An 18,409-nucleotide genomic window follows, 5' to 3' on the forward strand; every position below is an offset into this window, starting at 1 on the left:
GGTTTTTTTATGCCTAAATTTTGGAGAACTATAAATGAGTTCAGGCGCAAAAATTCGATTATATGCTTGTGAAGAAGCAGTGCTGGGGACTACACCAGCAAACCCGATCTGGTACACCGTTCGCCGTGTGAGTGACGGATTATCAGAAAATGTTTCTACTGAAGAAAGCAGTGAAGTTGTAGAGTCACGATTTCGTCAAGGTGGGGTAGTCACTGAAGCTGAAGTGGCAGGTCAGTTAGAGTTTGAATTATCTGTAGGAACATTCGACTTATTCTTTAGTGCTCTTGCATTTAATAACTGGGCAGCAAATGCCCTCAGCTTTGGCGGCACCGTACGTAAATCTTTAACCCTAGTTAAAGTTTTTGAAGATGTAGGTCAGGTCTTTATTTACCGTGGTGTTCAAGTAAATACGGGTGAAATTACCATTCAGACCACAGGAAAGATTACTGGTAACTTTGGCTTGGTTGGTAATTCATTTACTCGTCAGCTAGTCAACCCAGTTGTTAATCCAGTAGCGGCATCAAGTCGACCTTTGGTCAGCATGCCAAACGTTGAAAACCTACTCGTAAATGGTCAGTCGATTCAGGGTAAAGCGTGTATGCAGTCCCTCACACTTTCACTTAACAATAATCTAGAAGCAATCCGCTGTATCGGTTCAGGTAAGTACACGCCAGAGTTTTACTTAGAGAAGATGATGGATATTGAAGCGAATGCTTCATTCATGTTCTCGGCTACAGCAGCAGGCTGGATTGATGCCATTAAAACCCGTGATGTGTTCACTCTGACGTTCGATATTAAAGACAGTAAGGGTAGTAAATACTCGTTCAACTTCCCTCAATTGGAAGTTATGGAAGCAAATCATCCAGATGGTGGAGGTGATGACATCATCACTTTAGATATCAACTTTGCTCAAGTGCGGACAGCTCCAACGATTGTGCGTGCTCTTGTGTAATTCAAATTAATAAACCTTAAGCCCATGGAATCCCGTGGGCTTTTTTATTTCCTAAATTTTCGAGGTAGTTATGGCTTTAAAAGTTGGAATTGTACGAAGTTCAGAAGTATCGAAGTGGTGTACGTTTGAAACAGCAGATGGGCAGGCGGAATTTAAAATTCGTGGGATTGGTTATAAACCCTTTCAGGTCGCATTAGAAAAAGCGGGGAATCAAATTACATCCAAAGGCTATGATGTAATGGTGAGAGATGAAAACAGCAAGCTCTATCATGAGCTTTTATTAGATGCGGCTGGCGCTCATTTAATCGAAGACTGGAAAGGCGTTGTTTTCGCTGAAGTGGAAGATGGCGAAACAGTAGAGTCTGAAAAACCGTATACACCAGAAAATGCTTCTAAGCTTCTTAACCTTGGTGACATTGGCCTTTTGATCTGGTCATTCGTAAAAGAGCAGGCACAAAAGATTCAGGAAGAAGCAGATAAGGATAAGGCGACGATTTTGGGAAAGTCATCGAACTCTACAAGTACCAAAAGACCTATGCGTCAAAAACGCCGCACGAAATCGAACAAATCAAATTCCTAGGTGGATATATACCAGATCCACCAGAATATTCTTATGCAGCTGACTCAATTCTTGCAGCTTTTAGCACGATTATCAGATCTAGGCGATATGAGCAGGGCGTACCACTATCTTTGGACCAGCAGGCTATCAATGTTTATGCTGAGCATAATGATTTACCTGTTGATGCTCATATCTTTAATGACTGTATTTTTGCTTTAGACAACATGCTTTTAGATGAGTGGCATAAGGAGTTTAAGAAGAAAAAATAAAAGGTTTTAAGGTTCAAATTCTTAAAACTAAATCTAGTGCGGGGTATTTTAAGATTTACAATATATACCGCACTTTTAGCATAGTATTTCTGTAATTCTTAAAAGCGAGTATTTTCAAGTTGTTGAATTTTAAAATTAAAAAATATAAAGCCTAGGCTTTAAGAATGTAATTTCTAATTGACATAAATGTCATTAAGAAATATTATGTTCTCAATAGTAAATTATATCGTACGAAATATTATTGAATCGGGCGATTACTATGGACGAGGTTTTAGCCACGTCAATTTATCATCCTCCAAATGTGGAGTAAAAGGTTATATAAGCTTCAGCACTTAAAGTGGCTGAGTTGTTTAACTCCTTTTTATCTATCAATTTCTGAGTAAATTTATTGAGGTTCTTCAAATGAATCTAATTGCAAGAAAAGAGTATCCTGCTTTAGATTGTATTTTATGGGATACCTCAGCAGAAAAAATACCTGCTGAAAGAGCTTTTCACTTATATGAAAAGCGTTGGAAGTACATTAACCAAAATATTCTTACACCAAAAGAATTAGGTCTGATTGAAACCTTAACAAGGCTAGTTGGGCATGGGTTCTTCTTGCCTGCATAAAGCGAAAAACTCAAATGTATAGTCGAGAACACCATAATTTAATTTATTCAGCATTAGATAACTTCAATAGTGATTATCTAGCTGAACATCAAATATTATTTGGTGGTGGAACTCGAATCGCATTAGAGTTAAATGAGTATAGAAAATCAATTGATATTGATTTTCTATGCCCAAATAAGGATTCTTATAGAGCAGTGCGGACAACGGCAAGCAATAACAGTCTAGGAAATTTAGTAAAAAAAGATTTTGAATATCCAAGGGAAATACGTTTGGATAGGGATAGTACCAGATGTTTTATTTTGATAGATGGTATTACTATCAAATTAGAGTTTGTTTCCTTTGCAGATTATTCATTAAATCAAGAAAAAAATAACAACTTTCATGTGCCAGCAATAGATCATGATGCTTGTTATCTTACAAAGTTATTGGCAAATGCTGACCGTTATAATGATGAGCCATATAAAGATATTTTTGACTTATTGGCAATGTTTGAAAATTGGGGGGAAATAAACACTGAAGTTTGGAAGGCATCAGATACTCACTACAGTTACAATAGTGTATTTTCTGGATTAGAAAAAGCTTGTGCCAAAATTATTCAGAATCCACAAAAATATTTAGAAATTGCTCAGAATGAGCTAGAAATAACTTCAGAATATTCTGAAAAATTAGTGAATGATGTTAGTAAGCAATTTATGAATTATGTTTTAGCTCAGAAGAGTTTACATATAAGATAAGTTTAAAAATATACATATAAACCACCTTTAGGTGGTTTTTTAATATCTGGAATTTACTGATAGTGAAAAAGTTGTTAAAAACATATAATGTTAAAAATAATTTATATTGAAAATTAATATGTTAGGAAAACTTTTTTATACATTGGGGTTATCTATTTCTTTAGTAGTTTTAGTTAGTTGCACTAAACAAGAGGAAAATAAGGCACTTCCTCCTTCAGTTGAAGAACAGTATCAAAGTGCTGATCAACAAATAGGGAAGATGCTCGATGACCTTGAAAATCGAGATATTCCACTTCAACGGAAGCGGGAGATATTGTGCAACACCTATCCTGAAGTCTACAAAAAGCAATATATGCCAGCATTACTGAAGCTTTCTCCTAAAGTATATACAAGGAAACTCTATTAAGAGACTATGAGGCTGTGATTAGCTTTTATAAAAAACTTTTGTAGTTAAATGTCTTTGAAATCATTTATAATTTTATTGCTTTTATACTTTCAAATAAATAATTTACTTCTTGGATTAATATGAAAATTTTCTTAAAATTTTTATTAAGCTTAATGTTTGGTTTCTCATTTAATGTGTATGCCAGTGATTCAAATGATGATTTAACAGATAATATTTCTTATTATCGATGGAAAAATCCTCCTCAAGTACATATAGATACCTCTTATCTTGAAGGATATGATAGGGATGTTATAGTAATTTTTGAGGCCAATAAAAGAGGAAAGATAACAAATACGGCTATCATTAAAAGTAGTGGTATCGAGTATGTAGATAAACAATGCGAAAAAGCAGTAAAAAAGGCTAGTATATATCCTTATCAAAAAGATGGAGTATATTATCCTTCTCGTTCCACACAACCATTTAGTATAGAAGTTTCTAGAAAACCAATTTTTGAATTTTTTCCTGAGATAAAAGTAAAAAAAGATGATCTTAAAGGACAAATCAGATATTTGAGTATTTATTCAGAAGCAGATGATAATGGAAACATCACAGTTGCAAAGATTAGAAAAAGTACTGGCTTACAAGAATTAGATAATCTTGTCTTAGATGAATTTCGTAAAAAAGCTAAATTCTTTCCTCTAATAATTAACGGTGAACCTTATCCGATTAGTGATACTACAAATTTAACATTAACGAAATTTTTTACTCTTCATTACTAGAATATTATTAATTTAATAGACACTAATTTATTAAATGACAAAATCTAAGAGAAACCTAATGAAAAAGCTTTATCTATTTACACTTATGTTTACATTGATAGGATCGGTTCAAGCCAAATCAGCTGAAAATATGGAAGTAAAGAAAAAGTGTGAAATATTTACAGAGTTAGCATTGGTCTATTTAGATAATTATTTCAAGGGTCAAAGTCGAGAGGAACAATATCATTTAGTTAAAGAAAATACTCGAGATGAAGTATTGATTGTTTTTAGTAAAAAATTAATTGACACTGTCTACGACTATACTCCATTAACGATGAATGAAAGTGATAGAAAAGCATACAGGAAAGAATATTCATCATTGTTTTTTGATAAGTGCATGCGGGGTTATAAATCTTCTAAATGAATTTTATACACACTACATAACCACCTTCGGGTGGTTTTTCTTTATGTGACATTTAGTAACCAGTTTGTTAGAGTTAGTACATTTTATAACAAATGGTGAAAAAACATGAAAAAAATATTATTTTTAAGTGTTCTTTTGGGTTTGATAAGCTGTAGTAATAGTGATAATGCTAAAAAAGCCTCAAGCGTTAGTAGCAATAAAAATGACTCAAGCCTTGAATCTCAAACAGGGAAATGGCGAACTGTAGTTAGCAAAGATGAAATGCGGAACACTGAGTCTAAGTGGCTTGCATTGCGTTCAGAGAATAATGCCGATCTTAACTTTCCTTATGACGGGGAGAATAAACTTCAATTTGATATTCTTGACTCTAAATCAGATGACCCAAAAATATTTTTAACAATAGATAAAGGCCAGTATGATTGTAATGATTACTGTTATACAGCAGTTAAGTTTGGAAATAGCCCAATTCAATATCTTAATTTCCAAAAATATGAGACATCTGGTAGTGATGGTACTATATTAATTTTTACTGAAAATTCTAAAGCTTTTTTAGACAATATTCGAAAAGTTAACTCACTAATGGTTGAGCTACCTTTTTATTCGAATGGAACTCGTCAATTCAAGTTTGATACTTCAAAGTTTAATAATGCAGAGAAAGTGATTTAACTATGTCTAAGGTATATAAATTCATTGTGGTATTAGTTGGTTTTGTTGCTATTGTTTTTTCACTAAATTATTACATGCTTCAACGGCATATGAATACAGTATTATTAGAGGATTCCAGAAATAATGGGGTTAAAGTCTGGGTTCACTATAAGTGGTTTATTAATCCGACAGAACTTAAATATGATTTGCGGGATATATCAGGGAAAAATAGCCCATTAGATGTAAACAGGGTTCTACTACAATTTGCTGAGAAAATAAAAGATAAGGAATTTAACAAAGTTTATCTCGGTTTTAGAGGGGATGATAAGTTCTTTCTGAAAGGAGAGTATTTCCAGACACTTGGAAAGGAGTATGAATTTCAAAATCCTGTTTATACCCTAAGAACCATGCCTGAGAATGTTTATATGTTAGATGGTGAGCATGCTTATGGTATATGGGAAGGTGGTTTGTTGGGTGTAATGGGTAAGCAGATGGAAGACTTAAATACTTTTGCAAAGGACTGGTATTTGGATGATATTGTTAAAAGTTTAGATAAATAAAGCGCCTCTTAAGTGAGCTAATTAATATGAAAAAGATTATTTTATTGAGTTTGGTTTTAGGTGTAGTGGGGGTGAGCGGTTGCTCAAAGGTGGAAAAAGAGTCCAAAGAAGCTGTCTTAAACACCTTAAAAGATCCAGATTCAGCACAATTCCAAAATATAAAAGGATATTGTGGAGAAGTAAATTCAAAGAATAGCTATGGCGGTTATGTTGGCTTTAAGAGATATGTCACCATTGAGGGTGCAGTCTTATTAGAGGACTCAGAGGGTATTGATCCAGAAACATTTGCAATAATTTGGGAGGCACACTGTACTCCGAATAAGTTATCTGTAAAAGATCGCAGTAATTGTGTCAAGGATGCGTACAATCAGTCCCTCATAATGGATGCAAGGCTTAAAGGGGTTTCCAAAGAAAGTTTAAGGACTGAAATACTAACAGACAAAAATGCATCAAAAGCAGAAATTGAAGAAGGCTTAAGAGATATCGATCGTGCATATAACAGTAATTTCAAAGATAAGGGATTGTACGCACAGGATGTTGTTGCTAAATGTGTGAAATTGATTGATTAGTGAATGGATTTTAAAGCACTTGGGCAACGATTTGCAGCAAGACCAAATTGGTTTAACTGTCCAGCTTAGTAAATATATTTAACTTAAATAGACCCACTCAATGAGTGGGTTTTTTAATGCCTGGAGAAAAGTAAAAATGGCACAAGAATCCCGTCTGGTCATTGTTATTGATTCACAGAATGCTGAACGTAATGCACGAAATCTAGGCAATGAACTAAACAGTATTGAAAAGAATGGTGACTTTGCCACAAAGTCAATGGATCGCATGTCTGTAGCTACTCGCTCATTAGCTGGTTACATGGCTGGTGTGGTTACAATTGGTTCAGCCATTAGCAAGATGGATCTCTACACTGGTATTAATAACAAATTAAAATTAGTTACTAATAACCAAGAAGAATTAAATCTGGCAATGAATGATACTTTTGAAATTGCACAGCGTTCGGCATCCTCTTGGAGTGCCGTGAATGATGTCTATTCCAAATATATGTCCAATGCTAAGACACTAAATTTAACTCAAGAACAGACAGCAAAACTTACCGAAATTACTTCAAAAGCAGTTGCTATTAGTGGTTCAAATTCTGAATCAGCAGCTGCGGCATTATTTCAGTACGGTCAGAGCCTTGATGGAAATATTCTTCGTGCAGAAGAGTTTAACAGTCTAGTCGATGGTGCTGGTGGCCTCTTAAACGCTATGGCCAAAGGTCTAGGTGTGACGCGTGGTGAACTCCGACAGATGATGATAGATGGCAAACTGACTGGAGAAGTTATCACTAAAGCACTTTTAAAAGCTGGTGATAGTGTTGAGCAACTTTACGGCAAAACTAACAAAACAATTTCTCAGTCTTTGGAAATGTTAAGTAATGGAATAACTAAGTTTGTTGGCGAAACAGGTCAGGGATCTGGTGCTGCACAGACTTTAGCTGGATCTATTCAAATTCTAGCAACTAATTTGGATTTGATTACGGACGGAGCTTTAGTAGTTGGAATTGGATATGTCACTAAAGCAATTACTGCTAAATCAATGGCTGTCTACGCGGATATTGCTGCAACAACATCTAGTATTCAAACAAGTCGTTCAAAAGCATTGGCGGAACTGGCAGAGTCATCTGCAGCTGTTAAGTCAGCTCAAGCTCAAGTAGTCAATACTCAAGCTACTTTATCCGCATTGGCTGCGGAAAAAGCATTAGAAGCAAGCCGATTAAAATCACAGATCAATGCAGTTGGTCGTACTCAATCTATTACCCGTATGGCTGAGCTTAAGAAAATTGAAGCTCAAGTTACACGGGAACTAGCTACAGCAGAGACAACATTAGCAGTTGCCCAAGCACGGAATGCAACAGCTCAAAAAGCCGCAGTTGGCCTTACAGGAGCTATGTTTGGCGCAGGCCGTACATTGTTGGGCGTTTTGGGTGGCCCAGCAGGTATAGGAATTACAGTAGCTACCTTAGCTGCTGGTTATTTGTTGATGCGTGATAATGGTAATGAAGCTAATGACATGCTTAATGATCAGACGCGTTATGCTGGATTGGCTGCGGATGAACTCACTAAGCTAAATGGCGCCCAAAAACGTGCAGCTGAAGGAGAACTAACTAAGCAGTTAAATTCACAGTCAGCTCAGCTTAAAAAAGCTCAAAATGATTTTTTAGCACTAACTCAAACTATTGCTGATAGCAATAAAAAGAGTACTGAGGCATATCGAATTTGGGCTGAATTAACAAATGGAGCGATTGATGTAAATCAGGCATTTGAAAGACTAAATCAACTTGATTTCATTAATTCCGAGCAGATTAATCAACTTGTTGATAGTAAAAAGAAAGTTGATGAAAATTCACTTGCAGTATCTAAGACAAATACTGAGCTAAATCTGGTAAGAAATAGTGGTGCCAATGCAAAAGCAGGATTTAATGATGTTAGTCAAGGCGCTAAGGGGGCGGTTCAAGATGTAACTGAGCTTAACAATAAGCTAAAAGACATAAATAAATCGCTTGCTGATCGTAAATGGGATGCTGATTTTAAAACTCTTTTGATTGGGAAATATGGTAAATCTGCTGAAGAAGCCGAACTATTATTACAAACATATCGCAATAACCAGAAGAAAGGCGTTACTGGTGTTACTGATGGGCAAAAAACGGTTATCAAAGGTATAGTTGATCAGGAAAATGCACTCGAAAGCCTTTTAGATAAGGATAAAGCACGTACCAAAGAATTAGAGAAACAGGAGAAGATATCTAAACGATTAGTTGGTATTTCAGGTCAATCTGGCATTGGTACAGGTCCTCATCTTGATGTTCGTTATGGGGGTTCCATGTCTGGCCAGAAAGTTTCTAATGAACATCTGGCGCGATTGCAGGCAGGTGGAAAATCATTGTCATCCTACAAGATCAGTTCAAATTACGGTCCACGAAAAGCCCCTACTAAAGGGGCTTCTTCATTTCATAAGGGTATTGATTTTTCAATGCCTGAAGGTACACCGATCACGACCAATGTTGCTGTTAAAGACATTAAGACTCGGTATGACAGCAAGGGTGGTGGTTATGTTAGTGAAGTGATCTTTGAAGATGGTGTAACACTTAAACTTCTTCATCAGTCACCAAGTATGCAAAGCAAGGTTAAGAGCGGAGCAAGTAAAGGAAGTGATAAGGTATCAGGTGATATCCAATCACAACTTGATCGTCAGTTAGATGCTCAGCGGTCACTTGAAAATGAAGTGGCCACTGAAGTACAGCGTATCCAGAATAACTTAACGGTTAGACTGGAGGATGTTGATAAAGCTGGCCTTTCACCAGAACGCACTAAAGAAATTAAAGCAGAATTACAACGTCGTGCTGACAATGATATTGCGATCGCCAAGCAAGCAACGAGAAGCAAACTAGAAGACTATAAGGAGTTCCAGAAAACTGAGACTCAACTACTTAAAGAAAATTTTGATCGCAAAAAGTTTAATGCGGCTCATGATATTGAATTAAGTAAATCAGAACAAAAGCAGGCTGTTGAATTAGTCAAAGAACAGTATAAGCAAGAACTCGCGCTTATGCAGTTGGCTCAAGAACAACGTGCATTTCAAGCTCGGTTATCTTTGCTTTCTGAAACTCAAGCTATGCAGGAACGCTATAGACTTGAAAGAGAGGAGATCCTTAAGAACTCAAAACTTTCCATAGAAGAGCGTCAAAAACTTATTGCGTTATCTAAAGCTACACAGGACAAAGAGACACGCGACAAAGTAAATAACGCTGTTCAGAACTGGGGTGGTATTCAGGCTGATATGAATGGTACCAGTGAGTTCTACAGACAGGATCAGGAACGGTTTAGCCGCTTAGGTGCTGCAAATGATTTGGCTGATAGCCAATATGCGGCAGCTGATTTAAATGAGCAAAGCGGTTTAGATGGTCTGAATGCACAGATGGAAGCTGGATTAATTCAGCAGCAAGACTTTGAAAATCAGAAGACTGCAATCATTCAAGCTGCTCAAGAACAACGTAGTCAAATTTACAATGATTATGCTCAGAACGTTAAGGATGTTGAAGACAAGTATCAACAAGATCGATTGAACGCTCAGATTGCCCTTGGTGGGCAAATGATGGGTTCAGTCACCTCGATGTTTGGCTCAATGTTTGGTGAACAGTCTAAAGCCTATAAGCTCATGTTTGCTGCGGATAAAGCTTATGCAATTGCGGCTGCAGGTATTGCCATTCAGCAAAATATCGCTGCAGCTTCAAAAGTTGGTTTTCCTTATAACTTGCCTTTAATTGCTGGGGCGGTTGCACAGGGTGCCAGCATTATTGCGAATATCCGGGCAATTAAAGATCAAGGCTTTGCTGATGGTGGTTTCACCGGATCTGGTGGTAAATACGAACCTGCAGGTATTGTCCATAAAGGCGAGGTGGTCTGGTCCCAAGAAGATATTAAACGCTGGGGTGGTGTTGGTTTGGTTGAGAATATGCGTAAGAGCTCAGGCCCTGATGCATTTATTAATAACCATGCCACTAACAACACTTCAGCAGAAAATGTCTTTAATCGTTCATTCCTAAGCTCTAAAGCTTTTAATGACAATCAAAATATCTCGAATATCTTTAATCAACCTACTCGAGAGAATCAGATTATCGTTAATTCTCTCAAGCCAAGCAAAGACGCGGTGTCAAGATTGGGAGATGTTCAAAGCATTACTAACCAGTATGCAGGGAACAACTCAAGCTTTAGCAGAGCACTGGATAATTCGATTCAAAGCAGTACCTCTTTTGAAAGTGTCATGAATCGGGCTAATCAAAGTTCACGGGCATTTAACCAAAGTAGAGATATTTCAAACATCTTTAATCAGTCTTATCAAGATGATCAGATTATCTATAAAGGAAATACTAGTGCAGCTAACCCTACTAACAACGCGAACTCAGATCTATTCCATGATGGAAAAGTTTACTTCTCTTCAAATGGTTTAGTTCAGGATCGTTCAAATCTTGAAGATGTGCAGGACTTTACCTCAAGCCAATCTCCACGCCCTCAAGCTGAGTTTATGCCTTCTTTTGAGCAATCTTCTCCAACTATCAATTTCAAGATTGAAGTAGTGAATCAGGTTAATGGGGCAACTGTTGAAGCAGAACAACTGGATGAGAAAACAGTCCGGATCATTGTTAAAGAAGAGTTGGATAAACAGCTTCCAAAAGCGGTGCCGAAATTAGTTAGTGAGGATATTAAAAATCCAAACTCTCTAATTAGCCGCTCCTTGACTGAGAATACGACAGCAAGACGAAATCGATAGTTTTTAAAGCTACAGGTATAAGGAGAGGTAAAATTTAAAGATAACGGTATAAGAGAGAAGAGCTGTTGACAGTGTAAACACCTGGTCTCTTCTAAAACCTATTGACAGCAAAAATTATGAAAGGACCACCTTCGGGTGGTTTTTTTTGCCCGTGTTTTCCAAAGTAGGAAAAATGAATAAATGACATTTTTTTGAAATGAAACAATAACGGCACTTAAAAAGCAAAAACCCCAGTGTTGGCGCACTGAGGTTTTCAATTCAACTCAACCAGCGAAAGTTAAGGAGAAGCATTACTATGAATAAGCATACATCAAAATCGGAATTAAAGGTAGATGGAAAAATGAGCGAAAAAGGCGCAGATCGTGTAGGACTAATACAAGCATTAACATATTTGGGATTAGTCCTTGGAATTATTAGCGTTGCAGTTATATTAGCCTTGAAATAATTGCAATTGTTTCTGGTACCGCCTACGGGCGGTTTTTTATTACCTGAAGGAAAGTTATGTACAAGTTAAAGCTAAATCCTCAAACAAATGGCTATGGCGTAACACCAGGTGATGATGTAAAGCGTCAGCAGATGGATGGAGGGCGTGGACGCTACTACATCGATGTAAAACGTAATAGCCACATTGTCGATGTGAACTGGAATTTAAGTAAAACCGATTTCAATAAAATGATGGCTTTCTGGCGACTTTACCAGAATAAGCCAGCTTCATTTTATGCCGATTTGGTGATTGACCAGGGCGCGCGCCAGCAATACCAATGCAACTTTATTCCCAACTCATTCAAGACCAACGAGGTGAATGGAAATCTTTACCGGGTAAATGCTCAGATTGAAGTTATTCAAAACCAGCCGAACTTTATTGCTGATGCAGCATTAATTAAAGATTGGGAGGTCTAATGGATAACGAATACGCCAAGTTCTTTTTTAACCGGACAGTCGATATCTATCAACTGGAGTGTATTGAGTTATCACACCCATCTTTTCTAAACACTTATCGAGTTGTTCGCAACGATGATCGTGGTGTCTATGTGCAGCATAAGGCGGGAGCTGGTCAGGTGTATTACGAATATCTGCCAGTTTCAATTCAAAGATCCGGAATGCTGGGTGATCTAGACCAGACGTTGACAGTCTCGGTTTCAGGATTGGGGGATGTATTGCCAGATGAATTCGAGCGGGTAATTGAAGGGCAATATTCTAATGTAAAGCCGACTGTAAATTACCGTCTTTATAGTTCGGACAACCTGAACTCACCAATGTTTTATTTACTCGGTCTGCAGCTTGCTAGTGTCGCCATGAATCATAAAGCAGTGACATTTAAAGCAGAATCACCACGACTCAACACAAATAAAACAGGGGATATTTTCTCACTTGATCGCTTTAGTGGGCTGAAGGGAGCAGTATGAAAAGTCACGACCATTTGCTTGATAAGCAATACGACGAAGAGCATTACAACTGTGTCCATTTTGTCCATGAAGCTGCAATGGATCTTTATGGAGTAGATCGAAGTGAGGCACTTGAATTGTTTATGCAACCAAAAGGACAAATTACCTTCTTAACATCACGTTTAAAACTATTGAATCCTCTGCCCATGCCTAAGGAGGGATGCATAGTCGCCTTCCACCCGAGACAAAGAAATAAGCCCCCGCATGTGGGGCTTTTTCGTGGGCAAAAGATTCTGCATCTCATGGAAAGCGGAGTTACTTACTTACCTGAAGAGGTCGTGATGGGAATGGGGTTTAGTCGAGTAAGTTATTATGATTAAGGTTATTTATAAACAAGATGCATTGTCTGAAGAGAAGTCGATTGAATATTCTCAAACTATTGGGCTATGGCTAACTTCAAAATATGAATATATGCCTGAGCACATCCGTATTTTTTATACACCTAGTAATATGGATCACGCTGAAATCTCTTTTGCTAATGAAGTAACGCCTAAAAATGCATTTGACTTAAAGCAGCTTGATTTCTTGCCTGGTACTTTCATTGTTATTGAGAACCCCAAATGGGTTGCTGCTATTGTTTCAATTGTAATTAGTATCGCGATCGCGTTTTTAATGCCTACGCCATCGATGGCGCAGACTACTCAGAATATTAATCAATCTTCATCCGCAAATAACGAACTTTCAAATCGTGAAAACAAAATCCGGGTGAATGGGCGCATTGCAGATATTTATGGAGCGGCTTGGGATACGCCTGATTCAATAGCCGTGCCTTACAAGGTTTATGAAAACAATATTGAAGTTGAACATATGGTCGGGTGCGTAGGCCGAGGTCAATATCATATTAAAGGCGCATACGACGGTGAAACCAATATCGTTGATATTGCTGGGGCATCGGTGGAGGTCTTTCGACCAGGTGTTGATATCGTTTCAGGAGAACCTTACTTTTCGATTGGTACTGAAATTACTACGCCGCCTTTAACAGTACAGCATCAAACTTCTGTTAACGGTCAAGTCTTACGGCCAGCTGATACACAGACTTTAGAAGGGACCAATTACCTTCTTTTTGCATATCCAAACGAGATCTTACGAGCAGCTGCAAACAATACCGATTTAACGACAAAGTTTGTTAGTAATGACCGCGTTGAAATCACTAATGCTTCATTTACTTATAACGGGCAAACATACGATTTAAACGGTACTTACAGTGTCCTATCCGTTGCCGATGACCGTATGACATTATCAAATCCTGCTGCGGTTAATCCAAACTGGTTAAAGCTAAAAGAGCTATCTAATCAGCAAACAACTGCTGCATCCCCAAAGCTTGCATCTATCGGTGAGAAATGGATTGGTCCATTCATTCTGGACAATATTGAACGTAGTCGAGTACTTTGCAATTTCGTTGCTACAAATGGACTTTATACTGTTTCATCAGGGGGCAATCAGGCAGCTGTAAACGTCACGATTGAGGTTGAAGTTACTCCAGTCAATGAATCGGGTTCTGCAATTGGTAACCCAATGCTAAAGCAGATCATTCTCAAGGGTTCGGCTAAATCACGGCAAACGGTTGGGGCAACCCTGGATATGGTCACATTTCAGGGCCACTGTAGTGTACGTGCTCGCCGATTGACAGCTACTCCAGCAGTCACAACTGTTGTTGATGACGTGAAATGGCAAGCGCTATACGGTGCTTATCCATTGCAAAGCACAATGTATGAATATGAAACGGTTTTTCGTGCACGTACATATGCAACGACTGGAGCTTTATCTGTTAAGTCGCGCAAGATCAATTTTGATCTTCAGCGGATGTTGCCCACCTATAAAAATGGAACAATGACGACAGAGTTGTTTCCAACTTCAAGCTTTGCAGATGCTTTGGTCTCAATGGCCCTCGATGACAAGATTGGCCGCCGTACGATTGATGAGATTGATATTGAAAACATCTACCGTACTTATAACGACGTAGTGGACTATTTCGGTACACCTTTAGCTGCAGAATTCTGTACCACCATTGATGATACTAATCTTTCGTTTGAGGAGCTGGTTACCAACCTTTGTGATGCGGTCTTTTGTACAGCATATCGGCAAAACAATAAGCTCAAAATCTACTTCGAACGACCAACAGATAACTCGGTGTTGCTATTTAACTTCAGGAATATCATCCCTGATAGTTATAAGCATGATCTTACATTCGGTGTAATAGATGACTACGATGGGCTGATCTATGAATACACGGATCCGACAGATGATAGCCGTATCAATATTTATCTTCCAGATAAAGGAGCCAAGAACCCCAAAGAGGTGAAATCGGTAGGTGTGCGTAACAAGTGGCAAGCTCACTTTAATGCGTACCGGCTATGGAACAAGCTCCGCTTTCAGCGTAAGTCAATTACCTTTGATGCAGCACCAGAATCTGAATTACTAGTTTTACGTGATCGTATAGCTGTTGCTGATTATCGTAATGGAATTCATCAAAGCGGTGATGTAATGCAGCAAGATGGCTTAATTCTTACATTGAGCCATGATGTTGATTTTATTGCTGGTAAGAGCTATGTGATTTATTTGCAAATGGGTGATGGTACCGTTGATTTAATTCCTATCACCGCTGGATCTGCTAAGAACAAAGTAATTTTAGGACGTTTACCTAACGGTGCTTTAAAGCTAAGTCCTGAAGATTTCGTAAATACGATCTACACGGTTGTTAATGACGATACAAAAGACTCATTACCTTATCTGGTGGCTAAGAAGGATCCGGTTGATAAGTTCTCAAATACCGTTACAGCAGTAAATTACGATGTGCGGTATTACTTTAACGACAAGGACTTTATTGATGTGCCAGTTGATGATTCTCCAATTTACATTCGTTATGATCAGCTAGATATTAATCTTGCGCGTTTATATCAGATGCAAAGAGGTGATTTGCCAACGACTGGAGAAATTAGCTTTATCGTTGAAGCGGGTGCTTTGGTTTCGAGTTCAAGTTCACTTCGGCCAGAATCACGTATGGTTTATAAGCATAGTTATGATTCTGAAACACGGGAGTATATTGTTTCTGCTGCTCCTGAATTACCAGCAATTGATACAGGGGAGTTTCCTTCTGATCTTGTCGTAAATCTTACGATTAAGGGCGCTGTTGTTGGGCGTGGTGGTGATGGTGGACTTCCTCATTTAGCGTATGGTGGAAGGTCTAGTGATCCGAACTATTCTTTTACTAGAACACGCCGTGATGGTTTCCAAGGTGCACCGGGTTTAATGAACCAGCACAGCAAATTGAATTTAATTATTGATGGCGGGACATTAGCGCGTGGAGGTTCAGGTGGAGGTGCTACACCAAGTGGCATCTACACTGAACTTGGCTATGGAGTGCAAGGTGCTCCAGGTGGAGCTGGGGCACCTTTTGGACGGGTTATGACAGGACAGCCTATCTATAATGATACTCAGGACTGGCGATGGTACTTTATTGATAGTTTCATGGTAGTAAAAGTGACGGATGCTGAAGCTGAGATGCCGGGTAAAGGATACCGTACTCAAAATGATCGTTATGGATCTCCTTTATCCGGTGATGGCGGAGGCTGGGGCCAGCGCGGTACCAAATCCACTAATGATGGAACTTGGAACTGGAATTACCACGGAACAATTGAAGGGCAACCGGGTGCAGGTGGTACCGCAATTGTAGGAGTGGCGCCACTTACAACCAAATTGATTAATGGAGGGAGAATCCTACAAACCCTTTAATACTTTGAAAAAACATAGAGCACCCATTTCGGGTGCTTTTTTATGATTGGCCCAATGATGGATTGGACAACCAACAACTACCGCTTTCTAGCGGTTTTTCTATTTCTGGAGAAATAAATGGAACCAGTTTCTACAAGCGGTTTAACAGCATTATTAAAATTTTATGGGGCAGCAATTATGGTGACTTTAGCAGTTGCCTTAGTTGCAGCAGTTGTATTGATGACACGTATGCCACGCTCACCTCAAGAATGGGCAGTTGGCCTTATCTGTACGGTTGTTTCAAGTTTAGCTGGTGGTTCATTCATTATTGTGAAGTGGGGGCTTCATGAATGGATTACGGACGTATGGGGAATGATTGCACTTGGTGGATTCTTCTTTATTTGCGGATTACCCGGTTGGGCTTTAGTCCGGTGGATCTTTAATTTTATTGATAAACAGGAAGGTAAAACGATCGTTGAAGTGATCAAAGAGTTTAAAAAAGCCAAAGATGATGTTCAAAATAGCTAACCGCCTTCGGGCGGTTTTTTTAACAATCAATAATCATATTTAAGTTATTCTAAATCATAGAAAAAAAGACTAAATAATGATCAGTTTTTAATTGACGAAACAATTGGCAAGGAGTGTATTAAAAGAACAATAACAAAAGGGGATAAATTTATGATTAAAATATTATTAGTTTTGGTAGGAGCTTTAATTTTATCTGGCTGTGCTTCTAAAGCAGTGTGGCCTTGGTATACAGGCTCAGCTAAAAACTCAAAAGTCGAAAGTAGATCATTGTGTAAGAATGGCCAAAATGAATGCACTTTTGATGATGCTATGAATAATATGCAATATGCAGCAGCTTACTGTAGGGATACCTTTAATCATTACGAGAAGACTTTAAACAAGAAAGGTTATGTATCAAGTGGAACAGGAATTTTTGGGGTTGTAGCTGGTGTTGCAGCCTCAGGTTTAACAGGAACAACAAGTACTGTGCTTAGTGGTCTTTCAGCATCAACGAATGCAGCACAAGCATATACTGATGGTTTAGTAAGTATGACTGCAACATCTGGAACGATGGACTCAATAAGAATTTCTACCGAAAACAAAAGTGCAGATATTAAAAAAGCAATTGAACTGAAGAAATATACAGAGGCTTCACTCATTGCTTTGATGATGGCAAACGATTGTGCTTACGCACCTAGTAAAGTTAATAATCAGATGCTAAGGTCAATTATTAATCAATAATTTAATTGGCAGAAGAAGCTATCCTCGAGAAGTTTTTATATCTTATGAATAAAACAGTAACCTCAAATTGAGGTTACTGCATCAATCTGGAATTATATTTAACTTAAATAGAACCCACTCATTGAGTGGGTTTTTTACTATCTAAAGGAAACCGAAATGAACATTGAACAATATCTCGAAGAGCTTATCAAACGTGAAGGCGGGTACGTAAATAATCCAGCGGATCGAGGAGGCGCAACAAAGTACGGTATTACTGAAGCAGTAGCACGTACAAATGGTTTTAAGGGCAATATGAAAGATTTACCACTTGAAGTGGCCAAAGCAATTTACAAGAAGCAGTACTGGACAGCACCGCGATTCGATCAATTAAATACTATTAGCTCAGCAGTAGCTGAAGAGTTATTAGATACGGGTGTGAACTGTGGTACCGGTTTTGCCAAGCCACTTTTACAACGTGCTTTAAATTTGCTTAACAACCAAGGCAAAGCAGGGTGGCCAGATTTATCAGTAGATGGGATTTATGGTCCAGCAACGTTAAACGCATTTAAAACTTATCTGGCCAAACGTGGGAAAGAAGGAGAAAAGGTATTGGTGCGGGTTCTTAATATCATGCAAGGCCAGCGTTACATTGAAATTTGTGAGCAAAATCCTACCCAAGAGCAATTCATTTACGGTTGGATCGCTAATAGAATTTCACTATAAGAGTCTTTTTTATAATGCATCTTTTTATTAGGATGCATTACGCAAGTGGTGAGCACTACTGATATTAGGGCTAGAAAGAGTATTAA

Annotated in this window: 20 protein-coding genes; all 20 read left to right on the forward strand. The window is 38.1% G+C overall.

Features of this window, described 5'->3' with window-relative positions; genetic code table 11:
* Positions 1 to 34: 34 nt before the first annotated feature.
* The 20 genes from RMB13_RS14535 (at position 35) to RMB13_RS14630 (ending at position 18,323) form a co-directional block, all read left to right on the forward strand.
* Positions 35 to 952, forward strand: coding sequence for a phage tail tube protein (locus RMB13_RS14535; protein ID WP_311085600.1), 918 nt, complete (start codon positions 35 to 37; stop codon positions 950 to 952).
* A gap of 70 nt (positions 953 to 1,022) precedes the next feature.
* Positions 1,023 to 1,532 carry a hypothetical protein gene (locus tag RMB13_RS14540; RefSeq protein WP_311085601.1) on the forward strand — a complete coding sequence of 170 codons (510 nt, stop codon included), beginning with the start codon at positions 1,023 to 1,025 and terminating at the stop codon, positions 1,530 to 1,532.
* Between the two features lie 110 nt (positions 1,533 to 1,642).
* Positions 1,643 to 1,780: a hypothetical protein gene (locus tag RMB13_RS21855; RefSeq protein ID WP_409070791.1), complete on the forward strand. Its 138-nt coding sequence runs from the start codon at positions 1,643 to 1,645 to the stop codon at positions 1,778 to 1,780.
* A gap of 402 nt (positions 1,781 to 2,182) precedes the next feature.
* Positions 2,183 to 2,389 carry a hypothetical protein gene (locus RMB13_RS14550; protein WP_145850148.1) on the forward strand — a complete coding sequence of 69 codons (207 nt, stop codon included), beginning with the start codon at positions 2,183 to 2,185 and terminating at the stop codon, positions 2,387 to 2,389.
* 14 nt (positions 2,390 to 2,403) lie between these two features.
* Positions 2,404 to 3,123 carry a nucleotidyl transferase AbiEii/AbiGii toxin family protein gene (locus tag RMB13_RS14555; RefSeq protein WP_311085602.1) on the forward strand — a complete coding sequence of 240 codons (720 nt, stop codon included), beginning with the start codon at positions 2,404 to 2,406 and terminating at the stop codon, positions 3,121 to 3,123.
* Positions 3,124 to 3,241: 118 nt separating this feature from the next.
* Positions 3,242 to 3,529: a hypothetical protein gene (locus tag RMB13_RS14560; RefSeq protein WP_409070792.1), complete on the forward strand. Its 288-nt coding sequence runs from the start codon at positions 3,242 to 3,244 to the stop codon at positions 3,527 to 3,529.
* Between the two features lie 119 nt (positions 3,530 to 3,648).
* On the forward strand, positions 3,649 to 4,287 hold the full coding sequence (locus RMB13_RS14565; protein WP_311085603.1) for a TonB family protein: 639 nt from the start codon (positions 3,649 to 3,651) through the stop codon (positions 4,285 to 4,287).
* Positions 4,288 to 4,345: 58 nt separating this feature from the next.
* Positions 4,346 to 4,690 (forward strand): hypothetical protein, encoded by a 345-nt coding sequence (locus tag RMB13_RS14570; RefSeq protein WP_311085604.1) that lies wholly within the window; start codon positions 4,346 to 4,348, stop codon positions 4,688 to 4,690.
* A 105-nt stretch (positions 4,691 to 4,795) separates the two neighbouring features.
* The gene (locus RMB13_RS14575; RefSeq protein ID WP_199942997.1) at positions 4,796 to 5,356 is read left to right on the forward strand and encodes a hypothetical protein; all 561 of its coding nucleotides are present in this window, start codon (positions 4,796 to 4,798) and stop codon (positions 5,354 to 5,356) included.
* 2 nt (positions 5,357 to 5,358) lie between these two features.
* On the forward strand, positions 5,359 to 5,895 hold the full coding sequence (locus RMB13_RS14580) for a hypothetical protein (RefSeq protein WP_311085605.1): 537 nt from the start codon (positions 5,359 to 5,361) through the stop codon (positions 5,893 to 5,895).
* 26 nt (positions 5,896 to 5,921) lie between these two features.
* Positions 5,922 to 6,464, forward strand: a complete 543-nt coding sequence (locus RMB13_RS14585) for a hypothetical protein (protein ID WP_311085606.1) — start codon at positions 5,922 to 5,924, stop codon at positions 6,462 to 6,464.
* A 136-nt stretch (positions 6,465 to 6,600) separates the two neighbouring features.
* Entirely contained in the window at positions 6,601 to 11,217 is a 4,617-nt protein-coding gene (locus RMB13_RS14590; protein ID WP_311085607.1) for a tape measure protein, read from the forward strand.
* Positions 11,218 to 11,512: 295 nt separating this feature from the next.
* Entirely contained in the window at positions 11,513 to 11,662 is a 150-nt protein-coding gene (locus RMB13_RS14595; protein ID WP_009388179.1) for a hypothetical protein, read from the forward strand.
* A 56-nt stretch (positions 11,663 to 11,718) separates the two neighbouring features.
* Positions 11,719 to 12,117, forward strand: a complete 399-nt coding sequence (locus RMB13_RS14600; protein ID WP_311085608.1) for a hypothetical protein — start codon at positions 11,719 to 11,721, stop codon at positions 12,115 to 12,117.
* Complete coding sequence (locus tag RMB13_RS14605; protein WP_311085609.1) at positions 12,117 to 12,623, forward strand: DUF1833 family protein; 507 nt, start codon at positions 12,117 to 12,119, stop codon at positions 12,621 to 12,623. Before RMB13_RS14600 ends, RMB13_RS14605 begins: the two co-directional genes overlap by 1 nt.
* Entirely contained in the window at positions 12,620 to 12,982 is a 363-nt protein-coding gene (locus RMB13_RS14610) for a hypothetical protein (RefSeq protein ID WP_311085610.1), read from the forward strand. Before RMB13_RS14605 ends, RMB13_RS14610 begins: the two co-directional genes overlap by 4 nt.
* Positions 12,975 to 16,394 (forward strand): host specificity factor TipJ family phage tail protein, encoded by a 3,420-nt coding sequence (locus RMB13_RS14615; RefSeq protein WP_311085611.1) that lies wholly within the window; start codon positions 12,975 to 12,977, stop codon positions 16,392 to 16,394. The genes RMB13_RS14610 and RMB13_RS14615 overlap by 8 nt, the downstream gene beginning before the upstream one ends.
* 117 nt (positions 16,395 to 16,511) lie before the next feature.
* A complete protein-coding gene (locus tag RMB13_RS14620) occupies positions 16,512 to 16,901 on the forward strand; it encodes a hypothetical protein (RefSeq protein ID WP_206223466.1) in 390 nt (129 codons plus the stop codon).
* A gap of 150 nt (positions 16,902 to 17,051) precedes the next feature.
* Positions 17,052 to 17,621: a hypothetical protein gene (locus RMB13_RS14625; RefSeq protein ID WP_311085612.1), complete on the forward strand. Its 570-nt coding sequence runs from the start codon at positions 17,052 to 17,054 to the stop codon at positions 17,619 to 17,621.
* 156 nt (positions 17,622 to 17,777) lie between these two features.
* Positions 17,778 to 18,323: a glycosyl hydrolase 108 family protein gene (locus tag RMB13_RS14630; protein WP_311085613.1), complete on the forward strand. Its 546-nt coding sequence runs from the start codon at positions 17,778 to 17,780 to the stop codon at positions 18,321 to 18,323.
* The last annotated feature ends 86 nt before the right edge of the window (positions 18,324 to 18,409 follow it).

The organism is Acinetobacter sp. V102_4 (genome assembly GCF_031799005.1).
GTDB lineage: Bacteria > Pseudomonadota > Gammaproteobacteria > Pseudomonadales > Moraxellaceae > Acinetobacter > Acinetobacter calcoaceticus.

Coding starts and splice junctions, on each gene's coding strand:
- RMB13_RS14535 (WP_311085600.1), top strand. CDS start 35: ATGAGTTCAGGCGCAAAAATTCGATTATATGCTTGTGAAGAAGCAGTG.
- RMB13_RS14540 (WP_311085601.1), top strand. CDS start 1,023: ATGGCTTTAAAAGTTGGAATTGTACGAAGTTCAGAAGTATCGAAGTGG.
- RMB13_RS14550 (WP_145850148.1), top strand. CDS start 2,183: ATGAATCTAATTGCAAGAAAAGAGTATCCTGCTTTAGATTGTATTTTA.
- RMB13_RS14555 (WP_311085602.1), top strand. CDS start 2,404: ATGTATAGTCGAGAACACCATAATTTAATTTATTCAGCATTAGATAAC.
- RMB13_RS14560 (WP_409070792.1), top strand. CDS start 3,242: ATGTTAGGAAAACTTTTTTATACATTGGGGTTATCTATTTCTTTAGTA.
- RMB13_RS14565 (WP_311085603.1), top strand. CDS start 3,649: ATGAAAATTTTCTTAAAATTTTTATTAAGCTTAATGTTTGGTTTCTCA.
- RMB13_RS14570 (WP_311085604.1), top strand. CDS start 4,346: ATGAAAAAGCTTTATCTATTTACACTTATGTTTACATTGATAGGATCG.
- RMB13_RS14575 (WP_199942997.1), top strand. CDS start 4,796: ATGAAAAAAATATTATTTTTAAGTGTTCTTTTGGGTTTGATAAGCTGT.
- RMB13_RS14580 (WP_311085605.1), top strand. CDS start 5,359: ATGTCTAAGGTATATAAATTCATTGTGGTATTAGTTGGTTTTGTTGCT.
- RMB13_RS14585 (WP_311085606.1), top strand. CDS start 5,922: ATGAAAAAGATTATTTTATTGAGTTTGGTTTTAGGTGTAGTGGGGGTG.
- RMB13_RS14590 (WP_311085607.1), top strand. CDS start 6,601: ATGGCACAAGAATCCCGTCTGGTCATTGTTATTGATTCACAGAATGCT.
- RMB13_RS14595 (WP_009388179.1), top strand. CDS start 11,513: ATGAATAAGCATACATCAAAATCGGAATTAAAGGTAGATGGAAAAATG.
- RMB13_RS14600 (WP_311085608.1), top strand. CDS start 11,719: ATGTACAAGTTAAAGCTAAATCCTCAAACAAATGGCTATGGCGTAACA.
- RMB13_RS14605 (WP_311085609.1), top strand. CDS start 12,117: ATGGATAACGAATACGCCAAGTTCTTTTTTAACCGGACAGTCGATATC.
- RMB13_RS14610 (WP_311085610.1), top strand. CDS start 12,620: ATGAAAAGTCACGACCATTTGCTTGATAAGCAATACGACGAAGAGCAT.
- RMB13_RS14615 (WP_311085611.1), top strand. CDS start 12,975: ATGATTAAGGTTATTTATAAACAAGATGCATTGTCTGAAGAGAAGTCG.
- RMB13_RS14620 (WP_206223466.1), top strand. CDS start 16,512: ATGGAACCAGTTTCTACAAGCGGTTTAACAGCATTATTAAAATTTTAT.
- RMB13_RS14625 (WP_311085612.1), top strand. CDS start 17,052: ATGATTAAAATATTATTAGTTTTGGTAGGAGCTTTAATTTTATCTGGC.
- RMB13_RS14630 (WP_311085613.1), top strand. CDS start 17,778: ATGAACATTGAACAATATCTCGAAGAGCTTATCAAACGTGAAGGCGGG.